This is a genomic window from Draconibacterium sp. (genome assembly GCF_041583095.1).
Lineage (GTDB): Bacteria > Bacteroidota > Bacteroidia > Bacteroidales > Prolixibacteraceae > Draconibacterium.
The window spans coordinates 1-11,764 of sequence record NZ_JBFHGM010000160.1; the positions used below are offsets into that span (position 1 = coordinate 1).

General features: G+C 42.7%; 8 protein-coding genes. 6 read left to right on the forward strand and 2 right to left on the reverse strand.

What is annotated here, in order from left to right; translation table 11 throughout:
- Positions 1-170 precede the first annotated feature (170 nt).
- Complete coding sequence (locus tag ABZB17_RS14570; RefSeq protein ID WP_372651065.1) at positions 171-1,967, forward strand: glycoside hydrolase family 2 protein; 1,797 nt, start codon at positions 171-173, stop codon at positions 1,965-1,967.
- A 67-nt stretch (positions 1,968-2,034) separates the two neighbouring features.
- On the opposite strand, the gene ABZB17_RS14575 is transcribed toward ABZB17_RS14570, so the two are convergent.
- Entirely contained in the window at positions 2,035-2,946 is a 912-nt protein-coding gene (locus tag ABZB17_RS14575) for a helix-turn-helix domain-containing protein (protein WP_372651066.1), read from the reverse strand.
- A gap of 122 nt (positions 2,947-3,068) precedes the next feature.
- On the opposite strand from ABZB17_RS14575, the gene ABZB17_RS14580 reads away from it, so the two are divergent.
- The 4 genes from ABZB17_RS14580 to ABZB17_RS14595 all read left to right on the forward strand — a co-directional run bounded on the left by ABZB17_RS14580 (position 3,069) and on the right by ABZB17_RS14595 (position 8,453).
- Positions 3,069-4,853 carry an L-fucose isomerase gene (locus ABZB17_RS14580; protein ID WP_372651067.1) on the forward strand — a complete coding sequence of 595 codons (1,785 nt, stop codon included), beginning with the start codon at positions 3,069-3,071 and terminating at the stop codon, positions 4,851-4,853.
- Between the two features lie 5 nt (positions 4,854-4,858).
- Positions 4,859-6,334 carry an L-fuculokinase gene (gene fucK, locus ABZB17_RS14585; RefSeq protein ID WP_372651068.1) on the forward strand — a complete coding sequence of 492 codons (1,476 nt, stop codon included), beginning with the start codon at positions 4,859-4,861 and terminating at the stop codon, positions 6,332-6,334.
- A gap of 32 nt (positions 6,335-6,366) precedes the next feature.
- Entirely contained in the window at positions 6,367-7,161 is a 795-nt protein-coding gene (gene rhaD, locus ABZB17_RS14590) for a rhamnulose-1-phosphate aldolase (protein WP_372651069.1), read from the forward strand.
- A gap of 89 nt (positions 7,162-7,250) precedes the next feature.
- Positions 7,251-8,453, forward strand: coding sequence for a multidrug effflux MFS transporter (locus tag ABZB17_RS14595; RefSeq protein ID WP_372651070.1), 1,203 nt, complete (start codon positions 7,251-7,253; stop codon positions 8,451-8,453).
- Positions 8,454-8,457: 4 nt separating this feature from the next.
- Here the strand turns inward: ABZB17_RS14595 and ABZB17_RS14600 are convergent, their stop codons facing one another.
- Positions 8,458-9,174 (reverse strand): NUDIX domain-containing protein, encoded by a 717-nt coding sequence (locus ABZB17_RS14600; RefSeq protein WP_372651071.1) that lies wholly within the window; start codon positions 9,172-9,174, stop codon positions 8,458-8,460.
- 222 nt (positions 9,175-9,396) lie between these two features.
- On the opposite strand from ABZB17_RS14600, the gene ABZB17_RS14605 reads away from it, so the two are divergent.
- Positions 9,397-11,764 (forward strand): glycoside hydrolase family 3 C-terminal domain-containing protein (locus ABZB17_RS14605; RefSeq protein WP_372651072.1); only part of this gene is annotated, 2,368 nt, incomplete at its 3' end.

An 11,764-nucleotide genomic window follows, 5' to 3' on the forward strand; every position in this document is an offset into this window, starting at 1 on the left:
ACGATGCTTTTATTTTTATGGCCGATCGCTGGACGCCAAAAAAGCCAATCGAAGCAAGTTACATTTGGTTGCCCATTCAATTTGAAAACGGATTGCCCGTATTAAAATGGATGGATCAGTGGAACCTCAGCATTTTTGACGAAATAAACGAATTACAATAAAACGAAAAAATGAAAAAATTGGCAGTATTTGTATTGCTCCTGTTGCCTTTTATAGGTTTGGCACAGGAATCTTTAATTCAAAATGTAAATGGCAGAAACCATTTTAAGCTTAATGGTAGCTGGAACTATATTATCGATCCGTTTGATAATGGTTATTACGATTATCGACTGAACGAAAATCCAAACGGTTTTTTTAAAAACAGGAAGGCAAAAAATAAAGGAGACTTGGTTGAGTACAATTTTGATACATCTCCGTTAATGGTTATTCCTTCTGATTGGAATACAAAAAACGGGCAGCTGTTTTTTTACGAAGGCAGCGTGTGGTTTAAAAAAGATTTCAACTACGCCAAAAAAGCCGGACAAAAGACCTTTGTGTACTTTGGCGCGGTAAACTACGATGCAAAAGTGTACTTGAACGGAGAGAAGATAGGAGAGCACATTGGTGGATTTACTCCGTTTAATTTCGATATAACCAACAAGGTAAAAGATGGAGATAACTTTTTGATTGTACGTGTAAATAATGAGCGTATTCCCGAGGGAGTTCCAACGATTAATGCCGATTGGTGGAATTATGGCGGCATTACTCGCGAGGTGCTGATCGTAGATGTTCCGGAGGTGTTTGTGGAAGACTATCTTATCCAGCTCGAAAAAGGGAAATACGATCGTATTGTGGGGAATGTAAAACTCAATGAAAAAGTTAGAGGGGAAGAGGTTATACTTACTATTCCGGAACTGGATATTGAGGAGAAACTTACAACAGATGAAAACGGATATGCCGCATTTTCAATAAAAGCAAAGCCTGAACTTTGGAGCCCTGAGAATCCAAAGCTATATGACGTGGTTTTTACCGCCAACGGTGAAGAGGTGAAAGATCAGATAGGGTTTAAAAATATAGAAACCCGCGGGAAAGCAATTTATCTTAACGACGAGCAAGTTTTTTTGCGCGGAATTTGCATTCACGAAGAAGCTCCTTTCCGCCAGGGAAGAGCCTGGAATGCCGACGATGCGAAAGTATTACTGGGATGGGCCAAAGATTTGGGCTGTAATTTTGTGCGTTTGGCTCACTATCCGCATAACGAGTATATGGTTCGCGAAGCCGAAAAAATGGGAATTATGGTGTGGTCTGAAATTCCTGTTTACTGGACTATCCACTGGAATAATGAAGCAACTTATGCCAATGCGCAGCAACAGCTTTCAGATATGATCGACCGCGATAAAAACCGCTGTGCCATTACTGTTTGGTCTATTGCCAATGAAACTCCGCACAGCGAAGCACGTGATATATTTCTAGGAAAGCTGGCTTCGTTTGCGCGCGAAAAAGATAATACCCGCCTGATTAGTATGGCGATGGAAGTTACCGGTCAGGGTAATAACCTGAGCAAGGTTGAAGACAATATGAATAAGTACGTCGACATCATAAGTTTTAACAGCTACCACGGATGGTATGGAGGAACAATCGAGGATCTGGCAAAACGGGCATGGGAAATTCCTTACGATAAACCATTTTTTATCAGCGAATTTGGTGCAGGAGCCCTGCAGGGAAAGCATGGCGATAACGACGAAAAGTGGACGGAAGAGTACCAGGCACGTTTATACAAAGAAACGCTTGCGATGTTTAACAAGGTAGACGGTTTTGCCGGAACCAGCCCATGGATTTTAGTTGACTTTTATTCGCCACGTCGACAGCTAAATGGTATTCAGGATTTTTTCAACCGCAAAGGTATCATCTCGAACAATGGTGTTAAAAAGAAAGCATATTTTGAATTGCAGGATTTTTATAAAAAGAAAGCAGCAGAATACAAATAGATTTTTAGATATAGATTTGGTATTGAGTGATTACAAGCAGCAGCAGGAATTTCTTACTGCTGTTTTTTTATGAGCTCATTACAAACTCTTTTTTATACCGGGCCGGAGAAATTCCTGTACTTTGTTTAAATATCCGGGAAAAATGGTACCGGTCTGCAAAACCGGTTTTCAATGCAATTTCGTCAATACTTAAGTTCGAGTGGTGAAGCATGATACATGCGCTGTCGATGCGTTTGTTGCGAATATACTTTTGAACTGAAATTCCAACTTCATTCGAAAAAAGACGGATAAAAGCATTTGTCGCCATTTTGGCTTTTTCGGCTAAAGTTGGATTGCTCAAATCATCAGCTAAATTCCCTTCAATGTATCGTAAACAGCTTATAATCCGATGATCGTTTGAGATTAGGTTCCAGTTTGATTCAGGAAGATCTGAGAGTATATCGGTTATTAAAGATTTGATGACTAAACTGGTGTGAAAATTAAACGATTTGTTGTCGTAATTCAGGTGTTCTTTTATCAATTTCAATTTCGATTGAAGATGATCGGTTAATTCAAATCTAAACACTCTTGGCGAAATATTGTCGTACGGAATTCCAATATTAAAATGTATAAAAAAGTGCAGAAGATATGGTTTTGTCGACAGGTTCTGCTGATCCAAATTGGGGATTACCGGTCCGCCTGCAAAAGTATATCCTTGCTTCGGAATTTCATTATTATACAAACGGGTGGCATAGGACGTATTTGGTGCTATCAGTAAAATTTGATCCGGAGAAAGCTTATATTCATTATCGTTATAAATCACCTTCGCACCCTCTTTGCTGTTGTGGTATATGCGCCAGTAGGGAAACGAAAGTTCGGTGTGTTCCCAATTCTCAAGCCACCAATGGCGGCAGCAAAGTAGCTGAATATTGTAGTTCGGAAAAAACTGAACAACATCAGATGGATCGCCTTTTTCCGGCTTTGTTTTAGCTGTGGTCATTTGGTTCGATGTTTGAAATAGATACAAATGTAATAAAAATAGCCATTGCTTTAGGAACGGTTTAGTGGTACTTTGTGATCACTAAAAAATACAATAAAATTTAAAAATCTAAATAAACAATTATGGCTAACAGACTAATTGGCGACTTGCCAAAAGTGGGTATCCGTCCCGTTATTGACGGACGCGAACGTGGTGTTCGGGAGTCGCTGGAAAAACAAGTGATGACGCTTGCCCAAACAGCAGCAGCATTTATCAGCGAACAATTACGATTTCCGAGTGGCGAAACCGTAGAATGTGTTGTTGCCGACACATGTATTGGTGGCGTCGCAGAAGCTGCTCTGTGTGCCGAAAAATTCAGAAAAGAAGGCGTTGGCGTGTCGTTAACGGTTACGCCGTGCTGGTGTTACGGTACCGAGGTGATGGACACCGATCCGCTGCTAGCCAAAGCCGTTTGGGGTTTTAACGGAACCGAACGTCCTGGGGCCGTTTATCTGGCTGCAGCATTGGCCGGATACACACAAAAAGGATTACCAACTTTTGGAATTTATGGTCGCGATGTGCAGGATGCCGGCGATACTACAATTCCTGAAGATGTAAAAGAAAAAATAGTACGCTTTGTAAAATCGGGGCTGGCAGTGGCTCAAATGAAAGGAAAATCATACGTGTCGATCGGATACAGTTCGATGGGAATTGCCGGTTCGATGGTCGATTCATCTTTCTTTCAAAAATATTTGGGAATTCGCACTGAGTTTGTGGAATCGGTAGAGATTCTGAGAAGAATTGACGAAGGTATTTACGATGAGGAGGAGTATCAGAAAGCACTGGCCTGGACAAAGACTAATTGCAAAGAAGGCAAAGATGTAAACAAACCGGAAGACCAGGTAGATGCTGCCCGAAAAGAAGCAGAGTGGGAGATGGTGGTTAAAATGACATTGATTTGCCGCGATATGATGATTGGTAATGAAAAAGTTATCGCAAAAGGATATCGCGAAGAGGGTTTGGGAAGAAATGCAATTCTGGGTGGTTTCCAGGGGCAACGCCAGTGGACAGACTATAAACCAAATGCCGATTTTACGGAGGCTATTCTAAATTCATCTTTCGACTGGAATGGTATTCGTCAGGCTTTTGTTTTTGCTACCGAAAACGATAGTTTGAATGGTGTGTCGATGTTGTTCGGGCATTTGCTGAGCAACACCAGCCAGATATTTTCTGACGTACGCACCTACTGGAGTCCGGATGCAGTTAAACGGGTTTGCGGAAAAGAACTGACCGGTTTGGCCGAAGGAGGAATTATTCACCTGATCAACTCGGGTTCAACAACGCTTGACGCAACAGCACAGCAACGTGCCCAAGGAAATCCGGCCATGAAACCTTTCTGGGAGATTACGGAAGATGAGGTGCAGAAGTGTTTGGATAACACCCTGTGGCCACAGGCAGAACGCGGTTATTTCCGTGGTGGAGGTTATTCGTCGCAGTTTAAAACTGCCGGACAGATGCCGGTTACCATGAGCCGTGTAAACCTGGTAGATGGGCTGGGTCCGGTGCTTCAAATTGCCGAAGGCTGGACGGTTGAACTTCCTGATGATATTCATAAAGTATTGGATGAACGCACCAACCCAACCTGGCCAACAACATGGTTTGTACCGCGAGTAAATGGTGAGGGGGCTTTTAAAGATGTATATTCGGTAATGGCCAACTGGGGCGCCAACCATGGCGCAATTAGTTACGGGCATATTGGTGCCGACCTGATTACGCTGGCCTCGATGTTACGCATTCCGGTAAACATGCATAATGTTACTGAGGATAAGGTATTCCGGCCAAGTGCATGGGCATCGTTTGGAGAAAATAAAGAAGGTTCAGATTTCCGTGCCTGTGAAACTTACGGGCCACTTTATGGTAAAAAATAGTTCATATGCCTGAAAAAGATCTGGCAATAGTATTCGATTGCGGAGCCACAAACCTGCGGGTGATCGCCATGGATGTACATGGTAAAATTGTGGCTTCGGAATCGACTGCAAACAATACAAGTCCCGATCCCGAATTTCCCGGAGGTGTAATCTGGGATGTGGAAGAAATGTGGGCAAAACTTTGTTCGGCCTCCAAAAAAATAATGGCGGCGATCGATACAAAACGAATTGCCGGCGTAACCGTTACAACTTTTGGTGTTGATGGTGCATTTGTCGACACGGAAGGCAAATTGCTTTACCCGGTCATTTCATGGCAATGTCAGCGCACAACGCCTGTTATGAATGAAATCGGGAAATATATTCCACTTGAACACCTGTACGCCGAAGCCGGCACTTTTCCCTATGTATTTAATACCATCAATAAAATGGTTTGGATGAAGGAAAACCGGCCTGAGGTGATTGAAAAGGCCCATCGTTTTTTATTTATCACCTCGCTATTTATTTTTAAGCTAACGGGCGAATTACGCAACGACGCTACTATGGCCGGTACGTCTATGTTGATGGATATGCAAAAGCAGCAACCCTCGGAGAAGATATTTGCAGCGCTGGATATTCGAAATGATATTTTGGGAGATATTGCTGAATCGGGAGAATTGGCCGGAGCCGTTCATCAAAAGGCTGAAACTGAAACGGGGATTCCTGCAAATGTACCCGTGTTTTTTGGCGGACACGATACGCAGTTTGCAGTATTTGGCTCGGGCGCAAAAGAAAATGAACTGGTACTGAGTAGTGGCACCTGGGAAATAATTATGGCGCGTAGTGCCGGGTTTAAATCAACGAAAAAGGAACTGACAGCACAGTTAACCACCGAAATGGATGCCGAGAAGGGACTTTACAATATCGGGCAGAATTACCTGGCTTCGGGAATACTGGAGTGGTTCGCCAAAAGTTTTTACCCCGAACTAAGTGGTGATGCTTTGTACGCTAAAATGATTTTTGATGCGGGTGCAGTTCAGCCCGGAGAATCGTCGGTTTGGGTAAATCCTTCGTTTTACGGAGAAAGCGGAGCCAATAATTTCGGAGCAATCAACGGTTTAACGATAAATACAAAACGTGGGGAAATATACCGGGCATTTCTTGAAAGCCTGGCGTATCGTTTGCGATATGGCATCGAAGCGCTGGAAAATGCAGGTGGTTTTAAAGCCGAAAAAATAATTTGCGTGGGTGGTGGATCAAAAAACTATCTTTGGAACCAGTTGCGTGCTGATATTTGCAATTTACCCATACAATTGGTCGATCAGAAAGAGACAACCGTTTTGGGAGCAGCCTTGTTCGTATTTGCCGGAAGTGGCGTGGCAAAATCGCCCGAAGAAGCCCGGCAGTTGGTGGATTATAATCCTAAAATTATTGAGCCATCGGAAAATCAAAAGCTGTGCGGCGAATTGTATCAGAAATTTAAAGAACGCATGCAATACATTTAGCAATGAAGTATTGAATAACTTAATCATTAACTGTGGATGCATTAAAAAATCTTCCGGCCGAGGTCGTAAATCATATTATTCAGGTGAGCGAAGTTGCCGGTTATTTATGGGAAAAAGAGTGGGCCGAAAAAAGCTCAGGAAATATTTCAATTGATTTAAGCGGGCTTTTTCAGGAATCAACGATCAACCGGATTCATGACGAAGTTTCCTTCGATTTTCCTATCGATGCTGCCGGGATGGTACTTTTTGTTACCGGTTCGGGCTGTCGGTTGCGGCATCTTGTAGATAGGGTTGATGAAGTTGCAGCAATTATAGCTGTTAATTCAGCAGCTACGGCCTATTCGGTTTTGTGGGGCGGCAAAAGTGCCGGTTTTAAACCCACTTCCGAATTGAGGGCGCACATAAAAATTCATCTTTTTAATGCAGCAAATCATACCGGACGAAAAGCTGTTGTTCATGCACATCCAAGCGAGTTGGTGGTTTTAAGCCACCATAAATTATTTAACGATGAGGCTTTGTTTAATCACTCGCTCTGGAAAATGTGTCCCGAAATAAAGTTGTATATTCCTCGCGGAGTTGGCTGCGCCGGTTATGCCCGGTATGGAACCGAAAAACTGGCAAATCTAACCCTGGAAGGATTAACAAATCACGATGTTGTGTTGTGGGAAAAACACGGTGCTCTAGCCACCGGTGTTGATATGGAAGAGGCCTTCGACTTTTTGGATGTGGCTAATAAAGGAGCGAAACTTTTGTTGTTAGCCTGGAGTGCCGGATTCGATCCTGAAGGACTTTCGCCCGGCCAGTTGGATGAGCTGATTAATACCTGAACGTGTTAAATTCGGAAGAGGCAGGGAAATATTAATTCAGGTCTTCGTTTAAAACTTATACCTTCGCGCCCAAATGGAAACGATATAAGATGAGTTTAAACCGTTCAGGCAAATTTTTTATTCCCGTATTAACAATGGTTATGGCTGCAATGGTGGCTATGTCGCCGTTTGCAATTGACACCTACATAGCCGCCTTGCCCGATATTGCTGAGTTTTTTGGCGTAAAGCTCAACGTCGCAGAGTTAACCATCACTTTGTATTTTCTGGGATTTGCCTTTGGAAACTTTTTCGGTGGCCCCTTGTCTGATGCTTTTGGACGAAAGAGAATTGCTCTCACCGGAATTGCACTTTACGGTTTGGCCTCTTTGCTAATAACTACCTGCACAAAAATTGAATATGTGCTTTTGTTGCGTGTGCTTCAGGCATTTGGCGGAGGATTTGCAACGGTTACCGGAAATGTGTTTATCCGCGACTGCTACAGCGGAAAACAGGTGGCTCGTTTTGTAACCATCATTAGTATGATCATTATGCTGGCCCCGTTGTTTGCACCGGTTATGGGCGCGGCATTAATTCATTGGTATGGTTGGGTGAGTATCTTCTGGTTTTTACTGGCATTTGCCATTTTGTTGTTTTTATCCATGTGGTTGCTTATACCCGAATCACGAGCTACGGAGCTGATCACCCGAAAAATTACAGGTCGGCAGCTGTTGGAAAAGTACCGGGTATTTTTCGCGAATAAACAAAGTACTATTTTGCTGTTTGCCATTAGTTTGCCCATGTCGGGCTTGTACATTTTTATTACAGCGGCATCGTTTATTTATATCGAGTATTTCAATATCAGCCAAATGCGCTTTCCGCTGTTTTTCAGTGCGAATGTTGTTTTAAACATCATGCTTTCGTTTTTAAATACCATGCTTTTGAAGAAACACGATCCGGAAAAAATTTTACGCTACGGCTTATTGCTGCAGCTGTTTTCTGGAGTTACGCTGGCCATTTCGGTACTGATGCCCGTGCCGCAATTGTGGGCAGTATTTGCATCGATTGTGTTGTATGTGGGCAGTTTAGGTTTGGTTTTTGGAAACGGAACCGCTACCATTCTGAACCATAATCCTGAAGTTGCAGGATCGGCAAATGCCACTATCGGAATTGCCCGCTTTGCCATTAGTGCGCTAATCGGAAGTATAATGGCGATGTTTCATACCGGCGATCTTATTCCATTCGGCTTGGTGTTGTTTTTCTGTACTCTCTCAGGAAATATTCTGTATAATTGGGCTTTGCGGATAAAAGCGTAACCTCTTACCAAATTCCACTCAATCCATCTTCCAATGCTTTTTGGTAGCGTTCCATATTAAACGAATACAAGTACGGCGATTTGTGTGCACCACCGGTTTTCCGCTCTTTTAACTTATCAAGAATATTGTAGTTTAACATTTTTCGCTGAAAATTGCGTCGGTCCAAATCGCGGCCAAGAATCGTTTCATAAAGTTTCTGAAGTTCGGGCATGGTAAATTTCCGGGGTAACAGTTTTAAACCAATAGGCTGTTGGCTAAGCTGTAAACGCAAGGTGTTGATGGCCTTCTCGATAATTTGTTTATGGTCGAGCAGCATCGAAACATCGGTGTTTAAAGAAACCCAATCGCAATGGTCGGAAAAAAGGTCGGGGGTTGGTTTTACTTTCCTAAAATCAACCAAAGCATAAAATCCTACAGAGATAAAACGTTTGTCAAAAAAACTCTTGTCGTGATCGGTGCCTGCCATATCGGCATCGAGTAAGGCTTTATTCGATTTTGACCTTTCCGGATCGCTAAATACTTTAAATTGTTTTAAAAACAGATTGTCGAGCCCGGTACGCTCTTTAACTATACGTTGCGCTGCCTGCTCAAGCGTTTCATCGTATTTTAAAAATCCTCCGGGAAGTGAATATTCCTTCGAATACTTTAAATGCAAAAGCAGTACTTTAAGCTCATTGTTGCTAAATCCGAATATCACACAATCGATTGATATGTGATTCATATACTCTGTTGAATTGATCGGCGCTGTTTTATCCAAGGTCTTTAATTTTTATGCTTACAAAGTAGAAAAAAAATCTCGAAGTAATAACTGAATATGTTTAAAAATATAATAATGTGTCGTAATGACACTAGGAATAAAATTTATTTCTATCTTCGTCACCATAGATAAAACATATCAATAAACTAAAACAATAAAATTTAAATTAGAACTAAATCATTCACCATGATCGGTAACAAACTTAGACTAAACAGTGTACTCATCCTCCTTGTATTATTACTTGTATCCGGCAGTCTGTCGGCAAGTGTTTCACAAAAAAGCGTAAAAGAAATCGTTAAGTCGATGACCCTGGAGCAGAAAGCTCAGTTGGTAATCGGAACCGGAATGTACTTTCCCTTGCCCGATTCTATTCGTGAAAAAATGCCTCCAATGTTTGGTGGAGGATTGGATACCAGCACTTCTTACGGAAAAATGGTAGATAAAATCAGGGGGTATTTGCCCGGAACGGCCGGAGTAACTGCAGAATATCCCGGATTGGGAGTTACAAGCCAGACTTTGGCTGATGGTCCGGCCGGATTACGGATCAGTCCAACACGCCCGGGAGAAACAGACACTTATTATTGTACAGCTTTCCCGATTGCAACCGTTTTGGCTTCATCGTGGGATAGCGAGTTGGTAGAATCGGTAGGAAAAGCCATGGGTAAAGAGGTGCTGGAATATGGTGCCGATATTCTTTTAGCACCTGCACTGAATATTCAACGTGACCCACTTTGCGGACGTAACTTCGAATATTATTCGGAAGATCCGCTGGTAGCCGGAAAAATGGCGGCTGCAATGGTAAAAGGTATCCAATCGAATGGCGTAGGAACTTCAATCAAACACTTTGCGGTAAACAACCAGGAAACCAATCGTATGTCGGTTGATGTAATTGTTAGCGAACGTGCTTTGCACGAAATTTATCTGAAAGGTTTTAAAATCGTGGTTCAGGAAAGTCAGCCATGGACAGTGATGTCATCTTACAATAAAGTAAACGGAGTTTATACTTCAGAGAGTCATGATCTGTTAACAAAAATCCTTCGCAATGACTGGGGATTTGAAGGATATGTAATGACCGACTGGGGCGGTGGTAGCGATGTTGTTGCCCAAATGGTAGCCGGTAACGATATGATCCAACCGGGTTCGCCGGAGACCGTTAAAACGTTGATCGAAGCTATTAAGGCAGGAAAACTGGATGAATCGGTTTTGGATACAAATGTTGAGCGTATTCTAAATATCATGGTTGAGACACCACGTTACAAAGAATATAAAATATCGAACAAACCAGATTTAAAAGCACACGCGGAAGTAACTCGTCAGGCCGCTACCGATGGAATGGTATTGCTGGAAAATAACGGCGCGCTTCCATTTGCAAACAGCATAAAAAATGTGGCCGCATTCGGAAATGCTTCCTACGATTTTATTTCAGGAGGTACCGGTAGTGGCGATGTTAACGAAGCTTACACGGTTTCGTTGTTGGAAGGCCTGCAAAATGCCGGTTACCAATCTTACGACGAACTTAAAAACACTTACGAAACCTACATGGAAGAAGCGAGTAAAGTGCAGGATAAATCCAAAAACTTTATTGCTGCTTTAATGGGTGGAAAAATTCCTGTTGAAGAAATGGCTTTGGATGCATCGATTGCTGAAGAGATGGCTGCAAAAGCTGATATTGCTTTAATCACCATCGGACGAAATGCCGGAGAAGGTGGCGACCGCGAAGCTGTTGAAGGCGATTTCTACCTGAATAAAAATGAAAAAGACCTGATAAAAACCGTTACTGAAGCTTTCCATGCTAAAGGCAAAAAAGCAGTGGTGGTTCTAAATGTTGGAGGTGTTGTTGAAACCGCCAGCTGGAACAATATTCCTGATGCCGTTCTTTGTGCCTGGCAACCAGGACAAGAGGGTGGTAACTCAGTAGTTGATGTACTTTCAGGAAAAGTAAATCCGTCAGGTAAACTGGCACAAACCTTCCCTGTGAAATACGAGGATGGTTCGTCGTCGGATAATTTCCCCGGCGAGGCAATCGAAGTTGAGGGAGCAGAAGATAATACTGCCGACCAATCAGGTTTCTCGATGATGCGCCGTGTGCCCTGGGAAGTGGTTTACGAAGAAGATATTTACGTGGGTTACCGTTATTTCAACACTTTCGATGTGCCGGTGGCTTACGAATTCGGATACGGAAAATCATACACAACATTTGAATACAGCAACCTGAAACTGAGCGACAAAAATTTTAATGGAAAAATTACGGTTTCCATCGATGTGAAAAATACCGGTGATGTTGCGGGTAAAGAAGTGGTTCAGGTTTATGCCAGCGCGCCGGGTAAACAAATGGAAAAGCCCGAAGAAGAGTTGGTAGCCTTTGGTAAAACTGCGCTGTTGGAACCGGGAAAATCAGCAACGCTATCATTTGATATTGATGCCGCACTTTTGGCGTCGTTTGATGAAGCAAGTACAAGCTGGATTACAGAAGCCGGCGATTACACCGTAAAAGTTGGAGCTTCTTCAAAAGACATTAAAGCAAAAGCAACATTTTCTGTTGCCAACGATATAA

Coding starts and splice junctions, on each gene's coding strand:
- ABZB17_RS14570 (WP_372651065.1), top strand. CDS start 171: ATGAAAAAATTGGCAGTATTTGTATTGCTCCTGTTGCCTTTTATAGGT.
- ABZB17_RS14600 (WP_372651071.1), bottom strand. CDS start 9,174: ATGAATCACATATCAATCGATTGTGTGATATTCGGATTTAGCAACAAT.
- ABZB17_RS14595 (WP_372651070.1), top strand. CDS start 7,251: ATGAGTTTAAACCGTTCAGGCAAATTTTTTATTCCCGTATTAACAATG.
- ABZB17_RS14575 (WP_372651066.1), bottom strand. CDS start 2,946: ATGACCACAGCTAAAACAAAGCCGGAAAAAGGCGATCCATCTGATGTT.
- fucK (WP_372651068.1), top strand. CDS start 4,859: ATGCCTGAAAAAGATCTGGCAATAGTATTCGATTGCGGAGCCACAAAC.
- ABZB17_RS14580 (WP_372651067.1), top strand. CDS start 3,069: ATGGCTAACAGACTAATTGGCGACTTGCCAAAAGTGGGTATCCGTCCC.